At 63.1% G+C, this 21534-nt stretch carries 22 protein-coding genes; 16 read left to right on the forward strand and 6 right to left on the reverse strand.

The window, feature by feature from the left end:
* Positions 1 to 25 precede the first annotated feature (25 nt).
* The 3 genes from odhB (at position 26) to lpdA (ending at position 3426) form a co-directional block, all read left to right on the forward strand.
* Complete coding sequence (gene odhB, locus ACLKMW_RS16535) at positions 26 to 1324, forward strand: 2-oxoglutarate dehydrogenase complex dihydrolipoyllysine-residue succinyltransferase (RefSeq protein ID WP_415725587.1); 1299 nt, start codon at positions 26 to 28, stop codon at positions 1322 to 1324.
* Between the two features lie 109 nt (positions 1325 to 1433).
* Positions 1434 to 1922, forward strand: a complete 489-nt coding sequence (locus ACLKMW_RS16540; RefSeq protein ID WP_415725625.1) for a hypothetical protein — start codon at positions 1434 to 1436, stop codon at positions 1920 to 1922.
* 85 nt (positions 1923 to 2007) lie between these two features.
* Positions 2008 to 3426, forward strand: a complete 1419-nt coding sequence (gene lpdA, locus ACLKMW_RS16545; protein WP_415725588.1) for a dihydrolipoyl dehydrogenase — start codon at positions 2008 to 2010, stop codon at positions 3424 to 3426.
* 72 nt (positions 3427 to 3498) lie between these two features.
* Here lpdA and ACLKMW_RS16550 read toward each other — a convergent pair whose 3' ends face one another.
* The 3 genes from ACLKMW_RS16550 to ACLKMW_RS16560 form a co-directional block, all read right to left on the reverse strand.
* Complete coding sequence (locus tag ACLKMW_RS16550; RefSeq protein ID WP_415725589.1) at positions 3499 to 3960, reverse strand: hypothetical protein; 462 nt, start codon at positions 3958 to 3960, stop codon at positions 3499 to 3501.
* A gap of 99 nt (positions 3961 to 4059) precedes the next feature.
* Positions 4060 to 5130: a TraB/GumN family protein gene (locus ACLKMW_RS16555; protein WP_415725590.1), complete on the reverse strand. Its 1071-nt coding sequence runs from the start codon at positions 5128 to 5130 to the stop codon at positions 4060 to 4062.
* A 67-nt stretch (positions 5131 to 5197) separates the two neighbouring features.
* Entirely contained in the window at positions 5198 to 6136 is a 939-nt protein-coding gene (locus ACLKMW_RS16560) for a tyrosine recombinase XerC (protein WP_415725591.1), read from the reverse strand.
* 115 nt (positions 6137 to 6251) lie between these two features.
* Here ACLKMW_RS16560 and rimM point away from each other — a divergent pair, with 115 nt between their 5' ends.
* The 7 genes from rimM to ACLKMW_RS16595 all read left to right on the forward strand — a co-directional run bounded on the left by rimM (position 6252) and on the right by ACLKMW_RS16595 (position 13317).
* A complete protein-coding gene (gene rimM, locus ACLKMW_RS16565; protein WP_415725593.1) occupies positions 6252 to 6803 on the forward strand; it encodes a ribosome maturation factor RimM in 552 nt (183 codons plus the stop codon).
* Entirely contained in the window at positions 6800 to 7528 is a 729-nt protein-coding gene (gene trmD / locus ACLKMW_RS16570; RefSeq protein ID WP_415725594.1) for a tRNA (guanosine(37)-N1)-methyltransferase TrmD, read from the forward strand. The genes rimM and trmD overlap by 4 nt, the downstream gene beginning before the upstream one ends.
* Positions 7529 to 7717: 189 nt before the next feature.
* The gene (rplS, locus tag ACLKMW_RS16575) at positions 7718 to 8242 is read left to right on the forward strand and encodes a 50S ribosomal protein L19 (RefSeq protein ID WP_415725596.1); all 525 of its coding nucleotides are present in this window, start codon (positions 7718 to 7720) and stop codon (positions 8240 to 8242) included.
* 192 nt (positions 8243 to 8434) lie between these two features.
* Positions 8435 to 8971 (forward strand): MgtC/SapB family protein, encoded by a 537-nt coding sequence (locus ACLKMW_RS16580; RefSeq protein ID WP_415725598.1) that lies wholly within the window; start codon positions 8435 to 8437, stop codon positions 8969 to 8971.
* A gap of 248 nt (positions 8972 to 9219) precedes the next feature.
* Positions 9220 to 10629 (forward strand): 3-isopropylmalate dehydratase large subunit, encoded by a 1410-nt coding sequence (gene leuC / locus ACLKMW_RS16585; RefSeq protein WP_415725599.1) that lies wholly within the window; start codon positions 9220 to 9222, stop codon positions 10627 to 10629.
* 174 nt (positions 10630 to 10803) lie between these two features.
* The gene (locus ACLKMW_RS16590) at positions 10804 to 12006 is read left to right on the forward strand and encodes a GGDEF domain-containing protein (RefSeq protein WP_415725600.1); all 1203 of its coding nucleotides are present in this window, start codon (positions 10804 to 10806) and stop codon (positions 12004 to 12006) included.
* Positions 12007 to 12108: 102 nt separating this feature from the next.
* Positions 12109 to 13317, forward strand: coding sequence for a GGDEF domain-containing protein (locus ACLKMW_RS16595; RefSeq protein WP_415725602.1), 1209 nt, complete (start codon positions 12109 to 12111; stop codon positions 13315 to 13317).
* A gap of 14 nt (positions 13318 to 13331) precedes the next feature.
* On the opposite strand, the gene ACLKMW_RS16600 is transcribed toward ACLKMW_RS16595, so the two are convergent.
* Positions 13332 to 13679, reverse strand: a complete 348-nt coding sequence (locus tag ACLKMW_RS16600; protein WP_415725603.1) for a hypothetical protein — start codon at positions 13677 to 13679, stop codon at positions 13332 to 13334.
* A 400-nt stretch (positions 13680 to 14079) separates the two neighbouring features.
* On the opposite strand from ACLKMW_RS16600, the gene sdhC reads away from it, so the two are divergent.
* The 5 genes from sdhC (at position 14080) to msrA (ending at position 18380) form a co-directional block, all read left to right on the forward strand.
* Positions 14080 to 14484 (forward strand): succinate dehydrogenase, cytochrome b556 subunit, encoded by a 405-nt coding sequence (gene sdhC, locus ACLKMW_RS16605; RefSeq protein WP_415725604.1) that lies wholly within the window; start codon positions 14080 to 14082, stop codon positions 14482 to 14484.
* 2 nt (positions 14485 to 14486) lie between these two features.
* Positions 14487 to 14870, forward strand: a complete 384-nt coding sequence (gene sdhD / locus ACLKMW_RS16610; RefSeq protein ID WP_415725605.1) for a succinate dehydrogenase, hydrophobic membrane anchor protein — start codon at positions 14487 to 14489, stop codon at positions 14868 to 14870.
* A gap of 3 nt (positions 14871 to 14873) precedes the next feature.
* Complete coding sequence (sdhA, locus tag ACLKMW_RS16615) at positions 14874 to 16715, forward strand: succinate dehydrogenase flavoprotein subunit (protein WP_415725607.1); 1842 nt, start codon at positions 14874 to 14876, stop codon at positions 16713 to 16715.
* A 15-nt stretch (positions 16716 to 16730) separates the two neighbouring features.
* Entirely contained in the window at positions 16731 to 17510 is a 780-nt protein-coding gene (locus ACLKMW_RS16620; protein WP_415725608.1) for a succinate dehydrogenase iron-sulfur subunit, read from the forward strand.
* Positions 17511 to 17765: 255 nt separating this feature from the next.
* Positions 17766 to 18380: a peptide-methionine (S)-S-oxide reductase MsrA gene (gene msrA / locus ACLKMW_RS16625; RefSeq protein WP_415725609.1), complete on the forward strand. Its 615-nt coding sequence runs from the start codon at positions 17766 to 17768 to the stop codon at positions 18378 to 18380.
* 164 nt (positions 18381 to 18544) lie between these two features.
* Here msrA and ACLKMW_RS16630 read toward each other — a convergent pair whose 3' ends face one another.
* Both ACLKMW_RS16630 and ACLKMW_RS16635 read right to left on the reverse strand, forming a co-directional pair.
* Positions 18545 to 18982, reverse strand: a complete 438-nt coding sequence (locus ACLKMW_RS16630; RefSeq protein WP_415725611.1) for an OsmC family protein — start codon at positions 18980 to 18982, stop codon at positions 18545 to 18547.
* Between the two features lie 143 nt (positions 18983 to 19125).
* Positions 19126 to 20370, reverse strand: a complete 1245-nt coding sequence (locus ACLKMW_RS16635; RefSeq protein WP_415725612.1) for a ubiquinone biosynthesis hydroxylase — start codon at positions 20368 to 20370, stop codon at positions 19126 to 19128.
* Between the two features lie 92 nt (positions 20371 to 20462).
* On the opposite strand from ACLKMW_RS16635, the gene ACLKMW_RS16640 reads away from it, so the two are divergent.
* Positions 20463 to 21335 (forward strand): acyl-CoA thioesterase, encoded by an 873-nt coding sequence (locus ACLKMW_RS16640; protein ID WP_415725613.1) that lies wholly within the window; start codon positions 20463 to 20465, stop codon positions 21333 to 21335.
* Positions 21336 to 21534 lie beyond the last annotated feature (199 nt).

The raw sequence follows: 21534 nt of genomic DNA on the forward strand, positions 1-21534 counted from the left end.
AGATCAGAAACGGACAGGCAAAGAAATGGCTACCGAAATCCGCGTCCCGACCCTCGGCGAATCCGTCAGCGAGGCGACCATCGGCAAGTGGTTCAAGAATGTGGGCGACGCCATCGCCGCCGATGAGCCCGTTCTCGAGCTGGAAACCGACAAGGTGACGATCGAGGTTCCCGCTCCCGCGTCCGGAACTCTGTCTGAAATCACCGCGCAAAACGGCGAGACCGTGGGCGTCGGTGCGCTTCTCGGCGCCATATCGGAAGGCGGGGTAAAGCCCGCGCCCGCCAAGGCGGAGGCGGCAAAGCCCGAGGCTGCGAAAAGCGATGCGGTTGCGCAGGCCGCCGGTACCGCCGGCGCTTCGACCACCAAGGAAGCGGCTGAAAGGACTGCGCGGATTGCCGGCGACGGGCCGATTGAGGAACGCAACATGCCCCCGGCTCCGGCCGCTGCGAAATTGCTCGCCGAAAGCAACGTTTCCGTTGACCAGGTCCGCGGCAGCGGCAAGCGCGGACAAGTGCTGAAGGGCGACGTTCTCGAAGCGCTCTCCAAGGGGTTTGCCGCGCCGGCCGCGACCGCGACCGCTCCGGCTCCTGTGGCGGCGCGCGCGCCGTCGACCGCCGACGATCAGGCGCGGGAGGAGCGGGTGCGCATGACCAGGCTGCGCCAGACCATCGCGCGCCGCCTCAAGGAAGCACAGTCGACGGCGGCTATGCTGACCACCTTCAACGAGGTCGATATGAGCGCGGTGATGGCGCTGCGCACCAAGTACAAGGAGGTCTTTGAAAAGAAGCACGGCGTGAAGCTCGGCTTCATGGGCTTCTTCACCAAGGCGGTGACCCACGCGCTGAAGGAAATCCCGTCAGTCAATGCCGAGATCGATGACAGCGACATCATCTACAAGAACTATGCCCATATCGGCGTGGCGGTCGGAACCGACAAGGGGCTCGTCGTGCCGGTTGTGCGTGATGCCGATCAGATGTCCATCGCCGAGATCGAGAAGGAGATCGGCCGGCTTGGCCTGGCGGCGCGCGATGGCAAGCTTTCGGTTGCCGACATGCAGGGCGGCACCTTCACCATCTCCAATGGCGGCGTCTATGGCTCGCTGATGTCGACGCCGATCCTCAACGCTCCGCAATCGGGCATCCTTGGCATGCACAAGATCCAGGAGCGGCCGGTGGTGGTCGGCGGGCAGATCGTCATCCGGCCGATGATGTATCTGGCGCTCAGCTACGATCACCGCATCGTCGACGGCAAGGAAGCCGTCACCTTCCTGGTGCGGGTCAAGGAAAGCCTGGAAGATCCGGAAAGGCTGGTGCTGGACCTTTAGGGCATCGGACCGAAAAAAAGTGGAGCCGGTTTTCGGATTGTTCCGATGCTCAGTTAAAGCGTTAGAGCGTCCCTTGTGCGTCCGATTGGCCGCACGGCGCTCCAAGGTCATGCGCAATGGCGTCGCGGCACTGTCGGCCGGGTTGCTTGTCGCCTCACCGGCCCATGCCGCCTGCCCGATGGAACTTTCGGTCTATGGAGACCGCGATAAGGCGGCCGAGATCGACTTCATGCCGCGCGGCGAGGCGGCGGCGGTGACCAACCGGTTCCGCATGGTGCTCGGCGAGGCGATGGTTCTCGACGGCATCGTCATGTGGAGCGAGGATGTCGCGCGGCCCAACGGCATGCTCACCCATAAATGCCCGGAAGGCGATGTGACCGGCGATGAGATCGCGGCCTGCACCGTCTGGGAAGGGGTCATCTACACAAGCGACAAGGCCGGCAATATCGGACTGTTGCCGGCCGATGGAAGCGCCGCGCCGGAAAAGCTGATTTTTCCCGATCTCGCCTATTCGCTACACCATTCGGCGGTCTTTGGCGAGGCTGGCTTCTCGAAACTGCCGTGGGATGTTTTTCAATTGCAGGGTTGCCAAGAATAGAGCCTGCACGCATGACGGGATGCGTCCAAGGGTTCATAATTCAACAGGCGGCCGGACTGGGAACGCATGCAAAAGGATTTGAGAAATGGCTTATGACGTCGTGGTGATCGGATCGGGACCGGGCGGTTATGTGTGCGCCATCAAGGCAGCGCAGCTCGGGCTGAAGACCGCGGTGATCGAGAAGAACGAAACCTTTGGCGGCACCTGCCTCAATATCGGCTGCATTCCTTCCAAGGCCCTGCTGCACGCTTCGGAGGTCTTTGCCGAAGCCGCCCACTCCTTCGACGCGCTCGGCGTCGAGATCGGGCAGCCGAAGCTCAATCTCAAGAAGATGATGGCGCACAAGGACGCGACGGTGACGGCCAATGTCAACGGCGTCTCCTTCCTGTTCAAGAAGAACAAGATCGACAGTTTCCATGGGCTTGGCAAGGTGCTGGCGGCCGGCAAGGTCTCGGTTACCGGCGCGGACGGCAAGGAACAGGTGATCGAGACGAAAAACATCGTCATCGCCACCGGGTCCGATGTTGCCGGCATTCCCGGCGTCAAGGTCGACATCGACGAGAAGGTGATCGTTTCATCGACCGGGGCGCTCGAACTGGCCAAAGTGCCGGCGCATCTGGTGGTCGTCGGCGGCGGCGTCATCGGACTCGAACTCGGCTCGGTCTGGGCGCGGCTTGGCGCGAAGGTCACCGTGGTCGAATATCTCGACATGATCCTCGGAGGCATGGATGGCGAGGTGGCCAGGCAGTTCCAGCGAATGCTGGCCAAGCAGGGCTTCGATTTCAAGCTCGGCTCGAAAGTCACTAATGTCGCCAAGTCGAAGAAGGGAGCGACGGTAACCTTCGAGCCGGTCAATTCTGCCAAAGGGGGCGGCGATGCCGAGACGATCGAGGCCGATGTGGTGCTGGTCGCCACCGGCCGCAGCCCCTACACGGACGGGCTCGGCCTTGCCGAAGCCGGCGTGGCGCTCGACGAGCGCGGGCGCGTGAAGACCGACGGCCATCTCAGGACCAATGTCGCCGGCATCTATGCGATCGGCGACGTGATCGCCGGGCCGATGCTCGCGCACAAGGCCGAGGATGAGGGCGTCGCTGTCGCCGAGATCATCGCGGGGCAGGCCGGGCATGTGAACTACGACGTCATTCCTGGCGTCGTCTACACCAGCCCCGAAGTCGCCTCGGTCGGCAAGACCGAGGAGGAACTGAAGAAGGCCGGGATTGCCTACAAGGCCGGCAAATTTCCCTTCACCGCCAATGGCCGCGCCCGCGCCATGCTGCACACCGACGGCTTCGTGAAAATCCTGGCCGACAAGACAAGCGACCGTGTGCTCGGCGTCCACATTGTCGGCTTCGGAGCCGGCGAGATGATCCACGAGGCGGCCGTGCTGATGGAATTTGGCGGTTCCGCCGAGGACCTCGCTCGCACCTGCCATGCTCATCCGACGATGTCGGAAGCAGTCAAGGAGGCGGCGTTGGCCACCTTCTTCAAGCCGATTCATATGTGAATCAGTCGAACCCGTGAAAGCAAACGGCCCGCTCTGAAGCGGGCCATTCGTGTCTTAAGTCAGCCTGCCGCCTTATTGCGCGGGAGCGGGCTCGGCCGGCGCCGGCGCAGGTTCGGCTGGCGCTGTGGATTCGGGTGCCGGCGTCGCAGGTGTCTCAGGCGCGGGGGCAGGTGCCGTGGCGTCCGGAGTAGCCGGCGCGGTCGTATCAGGCGCTGGCGTCGTTGTTTCCGGTGCTGCCGGTGCGGTGGCATCCGGCGCGGGAGTTGCCGGCTCAGTGGTGGTCGCGGGCTCGTCGGTCGGAGCCGGGGTATCGGGCGTGCCGGGCACGAAGATGAAATAAGCGATTACAGCGAGCACCAGGACAACGGCTGCGATCAGCAAGCTGCTTCCACCGCTCGAACGCACGACCGGGCGGTCGTCCAACGATCGCGGGCGCGGGTTGGCCGCCGGATCGTTGCGTGGATCGGCAGGGTCTGCGCCAAGAGGCGCCGTATTGCGGGGTTCGTTGAGGCGCGGATCAGGGCTGGCCATCATGCTTCTCCGTCAGTTGCAATGTTCCCCAAACGCATCAGATGCGATTAGGTTTCATTTGCGGGTCTTTGCGCGCTCGCAGGCGCAGCCGCCCCGCGCGATCTAATCAACGGAAGTCGCCGTGAAGCCCTGCCTGCGCAGCAGCTCGATCAACCCTTTGGGGCCCGGAAGATGCATGGCTCCGACCGCGATGAAGGCGTTGCCGCGCGCCAGGATGGGCTCGGCGCGATCCGCCATCACCTTGTTGCGCGCTGTGATCATCGCCTCCTCAAAAGCCGCATAGCCGGCCTCGTCATCGTCGTCATCGGGCAGCACGGCGCGAAACAGCGGCCAGAACATGCCGGTGTCGCCGTTTTTATAGAGCACGATCATTGTTTCGGTGATGTCGTCTATCCTGTCGCCGAGCTTCAGCGTCTGGACAAGTCCCTTCATGTGGAAGTCGATCGGCAACGAGGCCATGGCCCGCAACTGATCGGCGACGGTTTCGAGGCCTTCGAGCTTCTTGCCGGCCGCCTGGGCATCTTCAGCCAGCTTGATGTCGAGTATCGGCGCGCCGGACGCCTTGCGCGCCAGTTCGCAAGCCGGCAGCGTCACCATGGCCGCCAGCATCCATGGCTTCATCTTCGACACGCTCTCGGGCGGAATGCCTCTCGCCTGAAGCGCGTCGGCGACGATGGCGGCATCCTGCGGCGATAGCCGCGACATCAACGTGGTGCCGTCGGTGAACATGGTCAGGTCCGGCTCGCGCATCAGCCCGGCCATCATCTTCGCGGGGTCGAGGATTTCCGTCGTTTCGATGACAACCGTAGCGGCCGCATCGAAGGCCTGCTCGGCGGCGGGCGTCAGCGAGACGACGCGCGGATCGGTCATATGCATGGTGCCGAACAGGAAAGACGGCTCATGGCCGGGCTTGTCTATCCGCCACAGCAGGCCTTTGCCGTTGAGCGTGGCGGCAGCCTCGGCCCCGATCCTTGCGGCGAGCCCCGGATCGCGTTTTTCAAGGGCCGCCAGCATGTCCGTGCCGGTGCAGGCGGGCACGTCCTCGGCCTGTGCCCGCCCCATGGCGACCAGGCTGATGACCAGGAAGGAAAGCAGGAACAGCATGTGGAGCGCGACGACCAGCACCAGTGCTGGCAGCGCGGCGCGGTCGACGATGGCAAGGGCGCGTTTCATGACCAAATTTTCTAGGCGCAAATCAAGGCAAAACGGTTAATCCCGAGGTGAAAATTGTCAGTCCGGATCAGGCCCGAGGGTGAGCGGCCTCATAGATGTCGAGCAGTCGGGCGGTATCGACCCCGGTATAGATCTGGGTCGTCGACAGACTGGCGTGACCGAGCAGTTCCTGGATGGTGCGCAGGTCGCCGCCGCGTCCGAGCAGATGGGTGGCGAAGGAATGACGCAACGCATGCGGCGTTGCCGTATCCGGCAGGTTGAGCGCCGAGCGCAGCCGTCGCATCTCGCGCTGGACGATGGCCGGATTGAGCGGCCCGCCGCGGGCGCCGCGAAACAGCGGAGCCTGTGAGTCGATTGTGTATGGGCAGAGCCTTCGGTACTCCGCAACCGCCTGCAGCGTCACCGGCAAAACCGGCACCAGCCGCGTCTTGCCGCCCTTGCCGGTGACGCGCAGGACCGTGTCGGCGGGGCCTGCGAGATCGGCGCCTGTAAGGCCCAGCGCCTCCGAAATGCGCAGGCCAGAGCCGTAGAGCAGGATGAGCACCGCCACGTTGCGCGCCGCGATCCACGGCTCTTCGGCAAGCTGCTCCTCGTTCGAGACGACACGCAGCGCATCACTTGCAGTCAGGGGTTTAGGCAGGGATTTCGGCTGGCGCGGCGCGCGCAATGCCGCCGCCCCCGCCGCATTGGCGAGACCACGACGTTCTAGAAAGCCTAGGAAAGAGCGGACGCCGGCCAAACTCCGGCCAAGCGTGCGGGCGCCCGCACCATTTGCGCGGCGGAAGGCGAGAAAGGCGCGCAGATCGGCCGGGCGAAGCGTTTTGACATCGGTGATGCCGGCTGGTCCGCCAAGATGCCCGGTCAGGAACTGGAAGAACTGCCGCGTGTCACGTTCATAGGCTTCGACGCTGAGCGGCGAAAGCCGGCGTTCCGTCGCCAGCATCTTCAGCCAGGCTTCGCGCGCCGACTGAAGGTCGGGTCTGACGGAAATGAGGAATTCCTGCATGTGGCGGTCTCGAGTTTCGCCCGATGTTGCCCCATCGGCGTTAGCAAGCGGTGAAGGCGGCGGCGATTGAAATGGCGGCAAGCTAGCGATAGAGACGCAAGGCGAAGGAACACCAATGTCAAAGCTTGAAAATCCGATCCAGATGGCCGTGATCGGCGCCGCCCACGGCATACGGGGCGAGTTGCGCGTCAAGACCTTTACGGGCGATCCGTTGGCGCTTGGCGACTATGGCCCGCTATTTTCCCGCGATGGGCGGGCCTTCGAGGTTGTCGACATCCGACCCGCGAACACGGTGGTCGTCGTGCGCTTCAAGGGGGTGGACGACCGCAACGCGGCCGAGGCACTGAGCGGCACGGAGCTTTTCATCGCCCGTTCGGCGCTGCCGGACGATGGCGACGAGGACGACTATTATCAGGCCGACCTGATCGGCCTCCAGGTGCGCGACGAGATCGGCGGCGTGCTTGGCAAGGTGACCGCAGTGCAGAATTTCGGCGGCGGCGACATACTGGAAATCACCCATGCCGGGCGGAAAGGCGTTCTGATCCCGTTCACCCGGGCGGCGGTGCCGGAGGTCGATGTAGCCGGGGGGTTCGTGCGGATCGACGCGGTTGCCGCCGGGCTGGTCGAGGATGAAGAGGACGAAGGCGGTAGGGGAGGCAGCCGGTGAGCGGCTTTCGCGCCAGCGTGCTGACGCTCTATCCGGAAATGTTTCCCGGCGCACTCGGCCTGTCGCTGGCCGGTCGGGCGCTGGAGGCGGGCGTCTGGTCGCTGGAAGCGGTGCAGATACGCGACTTCGCCACCGATCGGCATCGGACGGTGGATGATACGCCGGCCGGTGGCGGCGCCGGCATGGTGATGCGCGCCGATATTCTGGCGAAAGCCATAGACCATGCGGCACCCGCAGGCGATCCGCGCCCGCGACTGCTGATGAGCCCGCGCGGCAGGCCATTGACGCAGGCGCGCGTGCGCGAACTCGCAGCCGGTCCTGGCGCCGTCATCGTCTGCGGGCGGTTCGAGGGCGTCGACCAGCGGGTGATCGAAGCGCGCGGTCTTGAGGAAGTGTCGATCGGCGACTTCATCCTTTCCGGCGGCGAGCCGGCGGCGCTGGTGCTGCTCGATGCGGTGGTGCGGCTGCTACCGGGCGTCATGGGCAACGAAGCCTCGGGCGAGGAGGAAAGCTTCGAGAACGGACTTCTCGAGCATCCGCATTACACCAGGCCGCAGGAATTCGAGGGCAGGGCCATACCCGAGGTCCTGACTTCGGGAAACCACAAGAAGATCGCGGCCTGGCGGCGCGAGCAGGCCGAGGAATTGACGCGGGAGAGGCGACCGGACCTGCGCCGCGGTCCGGAAAAGGCGGCCGGCGCCAAAAAGGACGCGCACAGGACGTGACAATCGGCGCAGAACCGTGTATGTGCGCGCTCGCAACCGGCAGAACAATCTTCCGGACCCGTCAATGAAAGACGTGAATTCGCCCCTGCCCTGGTTCTCGATGAGAAGCAAGGCATAGCCAAGCGGTCATCGAACTGCGAAGCAAGCGCGGGCGCTCTGGCTGTCGAGAAGCAAGAAGAGGTCATTGCGATGGATATCATCCGTCAGATCGAGGCCGAACAGGCCGCCAAGATCGAAGCGAAGCGCAAGCTTCCAGAATTTCAGCCGGGCGACACGGTCCGCGTCCTGGTGCGCGTCACCGAAGGTTCGCGCACGCGCGTTCAGGCCTATGAAGGCGTAGTCATCGCCCGTTCGGGTTCCGGCTTCCAGGAGAATTTCACTGTCCGCAAGATCTCCTACGGCGAAGGCGTGGAGCGCGTGTTTCCGGTTTTCTCGCCGATGGTCGAGGGTGTCGAGATCGTTCGCCGCGGCAAGGTGCGTCGTGCCAAGCTCTATTACCTGCGCGATCGTCGCGGCAAGTCGGCGCGTATTTCGGAAAACACCGGCGTGCGTGCCCGCAAGCTCAATGATGCGGAGCGCGACGCGATGAACGCCGAGAAGGCGCGCATCGAGGCTGAGCGCGTCGCCGCTGCCGAAGCGCTGGCTGCGGAAAAGGCCGCCCAGGACGCAGCCGAAAAGGCCGCAGCCGCCGAGACCGAGCAGGCCGCCGAATAGGCGTCGCAGTAACGATCTTTGAAGAAGGCGGCTTCGGCCGCCTTTTTTATTGCGTCGGTATCGCTTCAATTTTCAGGCACCCGGCCTCGGGAACCGCCGTCACCGCCGCGCGTTAGATCGCCGTGCGTCGGTTCCGGCGCAGATTTCACTTTCGGTCCGATGCTCCAGCGACCGAGCGTTTCAGAGGGGTCGATGGAACAGCTTATCGAGGAATTCGGTCATCCGACATGGACACCGTTTCCGGTGATTGCTGCGCGCCTGCTGCTTGCCGCGATCTTCGGCGCCATCATCGGTTTCGAGCGGGAATGGCGCAATCGGCCGGCCGGCTTGAGGACTCACATTCTGGTGTGCCTGGCGGCCGCGACCTTCGGCATATTGACGATCGAGATCGTCCACGCGCCGATGTTCAGGCTTGAGGGCGCCCGCTTCGATCCAATAAGGGCGGTCGAAGCGGTGACTGCCGGGGTTGCCTTCCTCGCGGCAGGAACGATCCTGTTTTCACGTGGCCAGGTACAGGGGCTGACGACCGGCGCGGGCATGTGGCTTGCCGGGGCCATCGGCGTTGCCTGCGGGTTTGGTCTCTGGCAAATCGCGGGCTTCGCGACGATCGTCGGCCTGATCGTACTTGGTGCGTTGCAGAGCCTCGAGCCGAGGCCGGATGCCGATCGCGAGCGGCGTGAAGCCGAAGTGCCCAAGCCGCGGGATAGCAAAAAGGCAGCTCCGCGGTAACAAGCGGCCGATTGCCGAAATCCCAAAACGTTGGTATCTAACGCGGCATGGAAGAGCTCTTTGGCGATCCGGCCTATAAAGGCTTCGTGCTGCAGGACCATAAGCGCCTGCCCGGCCGGTTCTTTGCCCGCATTTCCGGCGCGCGCAGCTGCCGACTTAGCTGAGCCGACTTTCCGGCCTCGGTCGCGAGGCCTGTGGCGGAATGCCCGCTCTCTTTTAGATTTTGATTCATCGACGGATGTCAGACCATGAACGCACCGCGTACCCTCTACGACAAGATTTTCGACGATCACGTCGTCGACCGCCAGGAAGACGGCACCTGCCTGCTCTATATCGACCGTCATCTCGTCCACGAGGTGACAAGCCCGCAGGCTTTCGAGGGTCTTCGCATGGCGGGGCGTAAGGTGCGCCATCCGGAGAAGACGCTTGCCGTGGTCGACCACAATGTCTCGACTTCTCCGGACCGCAAGAACGGCATCAAGAACGAGGAAAGCCGCATCCAGGTCGAGGCGCTGGCGCAGAATGCCCGCGACTTCGGCGTCGAATATTTCAACGAGGTCGATCGTCGCCAGGGTATCGTCCATATCATCGGACCCGAGCAAGGCTTCACGCTGCCCGGGATGACCATCGTTTGCGGCGACAGCCACACCTCCACGCATGGCGCTTTCGGCGCGCTGGCCCACGGCATCGGTACCTCGGAAGTGGAGCACGTTCTGGCCACGCAGACGCTGATCCAGTCTAAAGCCAAGAACATGCTTGTGCAGGTAGACGGGCAGTTGCCGGCAGGCGTGACGGCAAAGGATATCATCCTGGCGATCATCGGCGAGATCGGCACCGCCGGCGGCACCGGCTATGTCATCGAATATGCCGGCGAGGCCATCCGGTCGCTCTCCATGGAAGGACGGATGACCATCTGCAACATGTCGATCGAGGGCGGCGCGCGCGCCGGCCTGATTGCGCCTGACGAAACCACCTTCGCCTATGTCAAGGACAAGCCCCGCGCGCCGAAGGGCGAAGCCTGGGAGCAAGCGCTCGCCTACTGGAAGACGCTGAAGAGCGACGAGGGCGCCCATTTCGACAAGATCGTGCGGCTCGACGCCGCCAATTTGCCGCCGATCGTCAGCTGGGGTTCGTCGCCCGAGGATGTCGTCTCGGTGGAAGGCATCGTTCCCGATCCGGCGCTGATCGCCGACGAGGCCAAGCGCGCCTCCAAGCAGCGCGCGCTTGACTATATGGGGCTGACCGCCGGCACCAGAATTACCGATATCGAACTCGACCGCGTCTTCATCGGCTCCTGCACCAATGGCCGCATCGAGGATTTGCGCGAGGCGGCGAAGGTGGTCGAAGGCAAGACGGTCAATCCACGCGTCAATGCGATGATCGTGCCGGGCTCCGGCCTGGTGAAGGAACAGGCCGAGGCCGAGGGCCTCGACAAGATCTTCATCGCCGCCGGCTTCGACTGGCGCGAGCCCGGATGCTCCATGTGCCTGGCGATGAACGACGACCGCCTGAAGCCGCATGAGCGTTGCGCATCCACTTCGAACCGCAACTTCGAGGGAAGGCAGGGCTTCAAGGGGCGCACGCATCTAGTGTCGCCCGCCATGGCGGCGGCAGCGGCGATCGCCGGAAGGTTCGTCGACATCCGCAACTGGCGGTAAATGGCGCTTCGTAGAGCCTGATCCCGCCCGCAAGCTGGCGTTCCGCTGCGCCGGCTTGGCGGCGGGCGAACGGCTTCGCAATCCCGAAAGGGAAGAATTGCTGCTACCGGCTTAACCGCTTATTTGCCCCTTTGCCTCTACTGTCCCGCCACCGGTGCGGGATAGAGACGGGCTTTGGATTCAAGACTTTTCATTGCGCTGCTGACGCCGGCACTGACGCTGATCTTTGCCTTGGCGTTCGTCGTGCTTTGGACCTATCAGCGTCGCCGGCATTATATACTGGGCCTGGCCTTCGCTTATACGGCATGCGCGCTCGGCTTCGTGCTGCAAAACTTTCCGCAGCCGCTGGGGGAACTCGCATCGAGTATCGCCAGCAACCTGCTTCTCACGGCCGCCATGCTCAGCCTCGCGATCGCGGCGGTCACCAGATACGGGCGGCGAGTGCCGCTGGTGGCACTCGGGCTGCTCGGCTTCGGTGGCATGGCGGTTTGGGGCTGGTTCAGGATTGTCCAGCCGGATCAGATGGAACGCATATTCGCACTCAACTTCGCCTTCGGTGCAATTAGCCTGCTGATCGCTGCCGAATTGCGTGCGGTGAAGAACAAAGGGGGTGCCGACAAGGTCCTCATGATCCTGGCGCTTATGGCGGCGGCGGATTTCTATATACGTCCGGTGGGTGCGTTCTGGATCGACGGGTCATATCGCGATCAGGACGATTTCTACCTGTCGTCCTACTGGATCATGACCAATTTCTCCACGGCGCTGTTTTCGGTCCTGATTGCGCTGTCGCTGGTCGGAGCGGTCGGGCTCGACGTGTTGCGGGAGCTGCAGGTCGAATCGCGCACCGATCCGTTGTCGGGACTACTGAACAGGCGCGGCTTTCACGAAAAGTCGGCAGTCTGCCTCGGCGGAGCGGCCGGCTACCGGCTGCCGGTGGCACTCGTCCTTGCCGACCTCGACCATTTCAAATTGGTGAATGATACCTATGGCCATGCCGTCGGCGACAGGGTGATTGCGGCTTTTGCCGCGCATCTGCGCGCCCTCGGCGGACCGAAAGCGATTGTCGGGCGCATCGGGGGCGAGGAGTTTGCGGCGATCCTGCCGGCCAGTGACCTGGGCGCGGCCCGGCTTTTTGCCGAGGGCGTGCGAGCCGCCCTTTCGCAGGAGGCAATTGCCGGCCTGCCCCTGCACGCAACTCAGATCACCGCAAGCTTCGGAGTTGCCGCCCGTCACGGCAATGAGGATCTTGGCTCGTTGATGCGGCGGGCCGACGACGCGCTCTATCAGGCCAAGAACAATGGCCGCGACAGCGTGCGCCTGGCCGGCCATTCCGAAGACGTGCTTTCCCTCGCACCAAAACCTCTGCGGAGCGGGTGAGCGCGTTTTTCGCGGGTCAAGCAGGCTTCGTTCCCATCATCGTTAACGGCTTTTTTGCGTGGGTGTGATTGAACGTTCGGCGAGTGAGGGATGCACGGCCGAATGAGCGGAGCAGGCTTTATCCTTGCAATCAATATGGTCGTCGCCGGTTTGCTGGTGTCTGCCTTCATGATGATTGCCGCCTATGATTCAAGGCAGGCCTGCGCACGGTGGATGGCGTTGGCCTACGGACTTGGCATGCTCTATGCGTTGATCGAGTTCGGTATAACCACGCTCGAAACCACCCGGCTGGCCGTCGTTCTTTCCTTCGCCGTGCTGCTGGCCGCCATGGCGGTGCTGAATGTCGGCGTCGCCAGGAAATACGAGGCGCCGGCGCCGCGCCGGCTGATGATCCTGGTTTTTGTCGTTTCGACGATCATGATCTATTTCGTGCAGGATCTGCCGCGCCAATCGTTCTGGCGGATAATGGCCTATCAGGCCCCCTATGCGCTGATCAGCCTATTGGGGGCGAATATCGTCTGGTCGAAACGTCGGCCTGGCAGCAAGCTCGATCTGGCCTTGGTCGCCCTCTTCTGCCTGGGCGCGTTGCAGTTCCTGAGCAAGCCGTTCATCGCCTATGCCGCCGGCGGATGGGGTGCTAATCCGCAATTTTACCTGCAGAGCAACTACGCCTTGTTCTCGCAGTCGCTCGGAACCGTTTTCACATTGGCGGTCGCTTTGATGATAATGGCCATCATCATTCGCGACATGCTGTCCGATGTCACCTTGCGCTCGGAGCTGGACGCGCTTTCAGGAGTGCTCAACCGTGGCGGCTTCGAGCGACGCGCCGAGGCGGCTCTCAACGACGCCAGGCGCCAGGGCCTGCCGCTGGCACTGGTGATCTGTGATTTGGATCATTTCAAGGACATCAACGACAATTTCGGCCACGCTGCCGGTGATGGCGTGATCAGGACCTTTGCCGGGTTTCTACGGGCGGTCGCCGCCAACAACTATGTCGCCGGCCGTATCGGCGGCGAGGAGTTCGCAATTATCCTGCCCGGCGCCAATCTCGCCGCGGCACGGCTGTTTGCCGAAGGCTTGCGCAGCGCATGCGCCGGAGTGACGATCGAGGGCGCCCCCGAAGCCTGCCGGTTCACCGCAAGCTTCGGCGTGGCCGAGCTTGCGCCGAACGAACAGGTGTCCGACATTCTGGTTCGCGCCGACAAGGCGCTCTACGATGCCAAGAAAAGCGGGCGCGACTGCGTGCGGATTTCGCTGCCAAGAGCAGGCGGCACGAGCACCGATGGCGGTTTTTCCAACCAATCGGCCTGATCGCCGATGGCCGATTAACGGCAGGGACCGCCCTGCAGCGGGATCTCACCTTGATCGAAGCCGTACATGTAGCTGCGGCCTTTGACCAGAACCGGTGGCCTGTAGCAGTCGCCGTAGATGTGAGCGTGCTCGTCGAAATAAGCGACCTTCGGCGCGCCCGAGCGCGTGTACTGCCTCAGATTCCGGGCAAGATGACCCTGTCCGACGACGATCCGCTTGTAGCCTGCGGCGCTATCGACGATGAGATTGCCGAAACTGTCGGCATAGACCCGGTCGTGGTCGCCGCCGGCCAGCGCCGGTGTGCCGGCACCAAAAGCCAGCAGCATCGCGGCCAGAATGCCCGAACTGAAATTCGGTCGCATGGCGTGTTCCTCCTTGATCCGAGGCAAATCGCTCCAATGCGAGCTTAATGAATTATTAACCTTTGTTAAGGGCGGGGTCGCTGAGGGCGCCGGCAATCAACGAATATAGTTAACGATTTTGCTGCGGTCCGTCCTCGCGGCCGCCCGGGTTGAAGCGTCCAGCAAGGGTTACTTCGCGCTGCCTGCGACAATTCAAGGGCCGCGACAGTTCGTCTCGGCTACAAGCTAAACCTTCAATCGATTGAACGTCAGATATGGGACTAAATGTGGATGATCGTACAATTTTGCAGCTTTGACGCGATGCAAAAAGCGCATTAGAACGCCGCTGTCTGAGGTCGCATTCCGGGGAGCGAACGCCGCATACGCGCGCCAGCCGCCGGCGCGCCGAAAGGGGGAGCCATTGAGCAAATCACCAGCCACCCAGGCCCGGCCACTCTCGCCGCATCTTACGGTCTATCGATGGCCGATCACCATGACGATGTCGATCCTGCACCGGGTCACCGGCGCGGCGCTCTATTTCGGCACGCTTCTGGTGGCATGGTGGCTGATCGCTGCGGCGGTTTCCGAGGAATATTTCGAGTTCGTCAACGGCCTGTTCGGCTCCTGGTTCGGGCGTCTGGTGCTGTTCGGCTACACATGGGTGCTGATGCATCACATGATGGGCGGGTTGCGTCACTTGGTCTGGGACACGGGCGCGGGGCTTGAAAAGCACACCGCTTCCAGAATTGCCTGGGCGACGATCGTCGCTTCGGCGGTGCTGACCGTTCTTATCTGGATCGCCGGCTACATGGCGCGGGGGATGTGACGATGGCCGATATGCGCACCCCTCTGAGCAAGGTCCGGGGCCTCGGTTCGGCCCGCGAAGGCACCGAGCATTTCTGGCGCCAGCGGCTGACGGCGGTCGCCAATGTGCCGCTTATCCTGTTTTTCGTCGGGCTGCTGATCGCGCTCAACGGCGCCAGCTACGCCGAGGTGCGGGCGGCGCTGGCCAATCCCTTCGTGGCACTGGTGCTGCTTCTGGTGCTGCTTTCGGCCCTCTACCACATGCGGATCGGCATGCAGGTCATCATCGAGGATTATGTTCATGGCGAAGGCGCGAAGATCGTCCTGATCATGCTCAACACCTTCTTCGCCATTGCCGTCGGCGTCGCCTCGGCTTTCGCCTTGCTCAAACTTGCATTCGGGGGCTGACAGGTGGCCAAGGAACAGAATGGAACGGCATCGGCCGGCAAGGGCTATAGCTTCGTCGACCATAAGTTCGACGTGGTGGTGGTCGGTGCGGGCGGTTCGGGCCTGCGCGCAACGCTGGGCATGGCGGAGCAGGGACTGAAGACGGCCTGCATCACCAAGGTGTTCCCGACGCGCTCCCACACGGTCGCGGCGCAGGGCGGCATCGCCGCCTCGCTGTCCAATATGGGCCCCGATTCCTGGCAGTGGCACATGTACGACACCGTCAAGGGGTCGGACTGGCTCGGCGACATGGATGCGATGGAATATATGGTGCGCCAGGCGCCTGCCGCCGTCTACGAGCTCGAACATTACGGTGTGCCCTTCTCGCGCACCGAAGAAGGCAAAATCTACCAGCGGCCCTTCGGCGGCCACATGATGAATTTCGGAGACGGGCCGCCGGTGCAGCGCACCTGTGCCGCCGCGGACCGTACCGGCCACGCCATATTGCACACGCTCTACGGCCAGTCGCTGAAGTACAATGCCGAGTTCTTCATCGAATATTTCGCGCTCGACCTGATCATGAGCGAGGATGGCGTCTGCACCGGTGTCGTCGCCTGGAATCTCGATGACGGCACCATCCACCGCTTCTCTGCCAAGATGGTGGTGCTGGCGACCGGCGGCTATGGCCGCGCCTATTTCTCGGCGACCTCGGCCCACACCTGCACGGGAGACGGCGGCGGCATGGCCGCGCGCGCCGGCTTGCCCTTGCAGGACATGGAATTCGTGCAGTTCCATCCGACCGGCATCTATGGCGCCGGCTGCCTGATCACCGAAGGCGCGCGCGGCGAAGGCGGCTATCTTGTCAATTCCGAAGGCGAGCGCTTCATGGAGCGTTATGCGCCCTCAGCCAAGGACCTTGCCTCGCGCGACGTGGTCTCACGCTGCATGACGCTGGAAATTCGCGAGGGACGCGGCGTCGGCAAGAACAAGGACCACATCTTCCTGCATCTCGACCACCTCGATCCGGCGGTGCTGCATGAGCGACTTCCCGGCATCTCGGAATCAGCGAAGATCTTTGCCGGCGTCGACGTCACCCGCGAGCCGATCCCGGTGCTGCCGACCGTCCATTACAATATGGGCGGTATCCCCACCAACTACTGGGGCGAGGTGCTCAATCCGACGGCGCTCGATCCGGACCGGATCCAGCCTGGCCTGATGGCCGTGGGCGAGGCGGGCTGCGCTTCCGTGCACGGCGCCAACCGGCTCGGCTCCAACTCGCTGATCGATCTTGTGGTGTTCGGCCGCGCCGCCGCCATCCGTGCGGGCGAAGTGGTCGATCGCGCCGCGCCCGTGCCGTCGCTCAACGAAAAGTCGGTTGACCGGATCATGGATCGCTTCGACCGGCTGCGCCACGCCAATGGCGGCTCGCCGACCGCGGTGTTGCGCGAAAAGATGCAACGCGCCATGCAGGAAGACGCCGCCGTCTTCCGCACCCAGGAAACGCTCGAGCAGGGTTGCCGGCGCATTTCCGCGATCTGGTCGGAGCTGAAGGACATCAAGGTGTTCGACCGCTCGATGATCTGGAATTCGGACCTCGTCGAGACGCTGGAACTCGAGAACCTGATGGCCTGCGCCATAACCACGGTCTATGGCGCGGAAGCCCGCAAGGAGAGCCGCGGGGCGCATGCGCGGGAAGATTATTCCGAGCGCGACGATGCCAACTGGCGCATGCACACGCTGGCTCATCTGGATGGCGAGGGCAGGGTGACGCTGAGCTACCGGCCGGTGCACACCGAGCCGCTGCTCAAGGAAGAAGACGGCGGCATCAGCCTGGCAAAGATCGCGCCCAAAGCGCGCGTTTATTGATCGAGAGACAGTCGCATGGTTGAACTCGCACTCCCGAAAAACTCGCAGATGCGCCAGGGAAAAACCTGGCCGAAGCCGGAGGGCGCGACCAACCTGCGCGAATACAGGATTTACCGCTGGTCGCCCGACGATGGCGAAAATCCACGCATCGACACCTATTTCGTTGACATGGACGATTGCGGGCCGATGGTGCTCGACGCGCTGCTCTGGATCAAGAACAACATCGATCCGACGCTGACCTTGCGCCGCTCTTGCCGCGAGGGCATCTGCGGCTCCTGCGCGATGAACATCGACGGCTCCAACACCCTTGCCTGCACCAAGGGCGCCGACGACATTTCCGGCCCGGTCAAGATCTATCCGCTGCCGCACCTGCCCGTGGTCAAGGACCTGGTGCCGGACCTGAATAATTTTTACGCCCAGCATCGCTCGATCGAGCCTTGGCTGCAGACTGTTTCGCCCGAGCCCGCCAAGGAATGGCTGCAGAGCCATGACGACCGCGCCAAGCTCGACGGCCTCTATGAGTGCATCCTGTGCGCCTGCTGCTCGACCTCCTGCCCAAGCTATTGGTGGAACGGTGATCGCTATCTCGGTCCAGCCGTGCTGCTGCAGGCTTATCGCTGGCTTATCGATTCCCGTGACGAGGCGACGGGCGAGCGTCTCGACAATCTCGAGGACCCGTTCCGGCTCTATCGCTGCCACACCATCATGAATTGCGCCCAGACCTGCCCCAAGGGTCTCAACCCGGCCAAGGCGATCGCCGAAATCAAGAAGATGATGGTCGAGCGGCGGGTGTGAGCCGGCGATCGGCTTTCCGTTTGCGCGCCTGCGGCGACGCGGTGGCCGAAATCAAGAAAATGATGGTTGAACGGCGGGTCTGAGCGGCGATCGGTTTTTCGCTTGCGCGCCTGCGGCGACGCGGCAGCCGAAATCAAGAAGATGATGGTCGAGCGGCAGTCGGCGGCGAGGCTGCCATTCACGTGAGCGTGTTGCGACGTGATTTTGAAACCACCGGCCGATAGGCTAGGTCTTGGCGGCAGGAGGGTTTCCCCCATGTTCGCCAAGGCTTTCTTTCTAAGCGCAGCTACAATTGCCGCGGCCCTGACCACGTTGGTGGGCGTGGCGTCGGCAAAGACGCAGCAGGCGATTTTCGCCGGTGGATGCTTCTGGTGCGTCGAATCCGATTTCGACCAAGTGCCGGGGGTGATCTCCACCACCTCGGGCTATACCGGCGGCACTTCCGACAATCCGACCTACGAGGATCATACCGCCGCCGGTCATCGCGAGACGGTGCGGATCGAGTTCGATGACAGCAAGGTCAGCTACGAGAAGCTGCTTGACGTCTTCTGGCACTCGGTCGACCCGACGGATGGCGGCGGCCAGTTCTGCGATCGCGGCCACAGCTACACGACTGCGATCTACGCTGTCGGCAAGGACCAGTTGGCGGCTGCGCAAAAGTCAAAAGCGCAAGTTGCAGGCGTGCTGAAGCAGACCATTGCGACGGAGATTGCCGCCGCCCCGGCCTTCTGGCCGGCTGAAGCCTATCATCAGGATTATTACCGGAAGAACCCGCTTCGCTACAAATATTACCGCTATGCGTGCGGCCGCGATGCTCGTATCGAGACCGTGTGGGGAGAGGCTGCACACCAGGGCATTGCCACCCACTGAATTTTGCGGTTTTAGAGCGCCGCGCGTCCAGTCGGATGCACAAGGACGCTCTGACACTTTGATTGAGCGTCCGATTGTTCCGAAATCGGATTCACTTTTCAGTCCGGTGCTCTAGCTGTCCGGACAGGCGCTCGCCGGCGCCCATCCCTATTCTTGCGGGCGAACTACGCCAGGCGCGCGTCCAGCGAAATCTTGATGGCGCCGAGCGCCTTGGAAACCGGGCAGCCGGCCTTCGCCTGATTTGCCAGTTTCTTGAACTTCGCCTCGTCGATGCCGGGCACCTTGCCGACCAGCGTCAACGCGCTTTCGGTGATCTCGAAACCGCCGCCGGCCGCCGGACCATATGTCACCACCGCCTTGGCTTCGAGATTTTCGGCGGGCGTGCCGTTCTCCGCCAGGAAATGCGAAAGCTGCATGGCGAAGCAGCCGGCATGCGCGGCGGCGATCAGCTCCTCCGGATTGGTGCCGGACTTGCCGCTTTCGTCCTGAAACCGGCCCTTGAATGAATAAGGCGTGCTCGCGAAGGAGCCGCTCTGCGTATCGAGCGTGCCGCTTCCTTCCGTCAGGCTTCCCTTCCAATTGGCTGTAGCGGTGCGGTTCATTTCTGTCTCCTTCAGTTCGCTTCCGAGCCGGCATTGCGGCGACATCCGACTATAGAACCAAACTCGCCCTTGGCCATGACGGTATGCTGCAAGTGATTTGCGGTCCTTGACGGATTCGCCACAGCCGACGCGTCAAAGGTCTGTCAAATCGCTTCGCCGCGAAGCAGGCGCGGGGCCTCTCGCGACAGACCTGCGGCCTGGCGGATGAAGAAATCCTTCAGGCGCGGCATGCGGTCGACCAGTCCAAGGCCGATGTCGCGAACCGCCCTGATCGGCCCCAGATCGTTCGAGAACAGCCGATTGAGCACGTCGGTGGTCACGCCCATCTGCACCGTATCAAAGCGACGCCAACGCTCATACCTTTGCAGCACGTCGAGCGCGCCGATGTCCTGGCCGAGCCGATCGGCCTCGACGATGGTTTCCGCAAGGGCGGCCGCGTCCTTGAAGCCGAGATTAAGTCCCTGGCCGGCGATGGGGTGGATGCCGTGCGCCGCGTCACCGGCAAGCGCAAAGCGCGGCGCGACGAAGGCGCGGGCAAGCGTCAGGCCGAGCGGCCACGAACGCGGCTTGTCGTCCACATGGATTTCGCCGAGCTTGAGGCCGAACCGATGTTCAAGTTCGATCTCGAAGACCAGTTCGTCGCTCGCTATCAGTCTTTCCGCATCGGGCGTCCTCTCGGTCCAGACGATCGAAGAGCGGTTGCCGGTAAGTGGCAGGATGGCGAATGGTCCGGCAGGCAGGAAATGTTCCTCGGCGCGGCCGTGGTGCGGACGTTCATGGGCGACCGTGCAGACGATGCCGGATTGGCCGTATTCCCAACGCACGGTCTTGATGCCGGCCATGTCACGCAGGCGCGAGTTGACGCCGTCGGCGGCGACCAGCAACCGTGCATTGAGCGAGGTTCCGTCGGCGACATGCACCGCGATCCCGGCGATGCCAGCCTCGAAGGCGCGCACGGCGACACCCTCGATGATGTCGATGCCGAGTTCGGTCGCGCGGCGGCGAAGCGCGCCGTTGAGCACGCGGTTTTCCACCATATGCGCGAAGGGTTCGCCGGGCGCGACCTCGCCGCCGAAGGTCAGATAGACCGGGCGCACCGGATCGGCGCTGCGCGAATCGGTGATGATCATTTCGGTGATCGGTTGCGCCTCGGCCGCGATTTCCTCCCAGCAGCCGAGGCGGCCAAGCATGCGGCAGGCGGCGGCGGCAACCGCCGAAGCGCGGCTGTCGCGCTGCCAAATTCCCTCTGGAGCGGCGTCGACGACGGCGACCGTCAGGTCAGGCCGCGCCTGCTTCATCGAGACCGCCGTGGCGAGGCCCACATAGCCCGCGCCAGCCACGAGAACGTCGATGGTCGGCAACCGTTCGGCGGAGTACTTTTGTGCCATCGTTCTCTTCCTCGTCCGTTTGGCCTTGCTTGACTTGACCGAAGGTTCCTGTTGCAACCTTGCCAATCTCGATCCTCGAAGGGGGCGAAAAAATGTCGGCCGCCATGCAAGAGCTCCTTACCATTCTCGACCTCGAGAAGTTGGAACACAACCTGTATCGTGGTCGCAGCCCAAAGCTCGACTGGCAGCGCGTATTCGGCGGACAGACGATCGCGCAGGCGCTGGTGGCGGCCCAGCGCACCGTCTCGCCCGACAGGCATGTCCACTCGCTGCATGGCTATTTCATGCGGCCGGGCGATACCAGCGTGCCGATCATCTATGAGGTCGATCGCATCCGCGATGGCGCCAGCTTCACCACCAGGCGTGTCGTCGCCATCCAGCATGGCCAGGCGATCTTTTCGCTCGAAGCCTCGTTTCAGCTCGACGAGGGCGGGCTCGAACATCAACTGTCCATGCCGCTCGGCGTGCCGCATCCCGACACGCTCGGCACCCAGCAGGACTTGATCGGACAGTTCGGCGATGCGGTGCCGGAAGGCATTCGCCGCTATTGGGAGCGCGATCGCCCCGTGGAAATGAAGCCGGTGATGCTGAAGCATTATACCAGCCGCGAGAAGCTCGACCTGCACCAGCATATCTGGATACGCACCACAGGCGCTGTTCCAGCCGATCGGGCCAGCCAAGCGGCGGTGCTGGCCTATCTGTCCGATATGACGCTGCTCGACACTTCCACTTTCGCCCACGGCCGCGCCGTTTTCGATCGCGACATCCAGGCTGCCAGCCTCGACCACGCCATGTGGTTCCACCGCCCCCATCCGCTGAACGGCTGGCTGCTTTACACGCAAGACAGCCCTTCGACTTCCGGCGCACGGGGCTTCACCCGCGGTGCGCTCTATGGCCAGGACGGCACGCTGATTGCGTCGGTGGCCCAGGAAGGCCTGATCCGGCTGCGGCGTTTGCCTGCATGATGTGCATTGAAGTAATTCTGCCTAAAAAATAGTCATCTGCTTTGCCGCCGCTGCGGCTGGCAATCAGCAAACCATTTAATTTGCAACAACTTACTTGTTTGTTGCCGAACTGGCACAAAGCTTGATTCACCCCTGAATGTGTGCCGGCGGTTCGCGCCGGAGCGCCATGCAACGCGGGTTTCCGCATCAGCAAAGGGTG

It is taken from the genome of Borborobacter xinjiangensis (assembly GCF_047739745.1).
Lineage (GTDB): Bacteria > Pseudomonadota > Alphaproteobacteria > Rhizobiales > Rhizobiaceae > Pseudaminobacter.

Coding starts and splice junctions, on each gene's coding strand:
- ACLKMW_RS16555 (WP_415725590.1), bottom strand. CDS start 5,130: ATGAAACGCGCCCTTGCCATCGTCGACCGCGCCGCGCTGCCAGCACTG.
- rimM (WP_415725593.1), top strand. CDS start 6,252: ATGTCAAAGCTTGAAAATCCGATCCAGATGGCCGTGATCGGCGCCGCC.
- ACLKMW_RS16635 (WP_415725612.1), bottom strand. CDS start 20,370: ATGGCACAAAAGTACTCCGCCGAACGGTTGCCGACCATCGACGTTCTC.
- ACLKMW_RS16540 (WP_415725625.1), top strand. CDS start 1,434: ATGCGCAATGGCGTCGCGGCACTGTCGGCCGGGTTGCTTGTCGCCTCA.
- ACLKMW_RS16580 (WP_415725598.1), top strand. CDS start 8,435: ATGGAACAGCTTATCGAGGAATTCGGTCATCCGACATGGACACCGTTT.
- ACLKMW_RS16600 (WP_415725603.1), bottom strand. CDS start 13,679: ATGCGACCGAATTTCAGTTCGGGCATTCTGGCCGCGATGCTGCTGGCT.
- lpdA (WP_415725588.1), top strand. CDS start 2,008: ATGGCTTATGACGTCGTGGTGATCGGATCGGGACCGGGCGGTTATGTG.
- msrA (WP_415725609.1), top strand. CDS start 17,766: ATGTTCGCCAAGGCTTTCTTTCTAAGCGCAGCTACAATTGCCGCGGCC.
- ACLKMW_RS16640 (WP_415725613.1), top strand. CDS start 20,463: ATGTCGGCCGCCATGCAAGAGCTCCTTACCATTCTCGACCTCGAGAAG.
- odhB (WP_415725587.1), top strand. CDS start 26: ATGGCTACCGAAATCCGCGTCCCGACCCTCGGCGAATCCGTCAGCGAG.
- rplS (WP_415725596.1), top strand. CDS start 7,718: ATGGATATCATCCGTCAGATCGAGGCCGAACAGGCCGCCAAGATCGAA.
- sdhD (WP_415725605.1), top strand. CDS start 14,487: ATGGCCGATATGCGCACCCCTCTGAGCAAGGTCCGGGGCCTCGGTTCG.
- ACLKMW_RS16630 (WP_415725611.1), bottom strand. CDS start 18,982: ATGAACCGCACCGCTACAGCCAATTGGAAGGGAAGCCTGACGGAAGGA.
- ACLKMW_RS16595 (WP_415725602.1), top strand. CDS start 12,109: ATGAGCGGAGCAGGCTTTATCCTTGCAATCAATATGGTCGTCGCCGGT.
- leuC (WP_415725599.1), top strand. CDS start 9,220: ATGAACGCACCGCGTACCCTCTACGACAAGATTTTCGACGATCACGTC.
- ACLKMW_RS16560 (WP_415725591.1), bottom strand. CDS start 6,136: ATGCAGGAATTCCTCATTTCCGTCAGACCCGACCTTCAGTCGGCGCGC.
- ACLKMW_RS16620 (WP_415725608.1), top strand. CDS start 16,731: ATGGTTGAACTCGCACTCCCGAAAAACTCGCAGATGCGCCAGGGAAAA.
- ACLKMW_RS16550 (WP_415725589.1), bottom strand. CDS start 3,960: ATGATGGCCAGCCCTGATCCGCGCCTCAACGAACCCCGCAATACGGCG.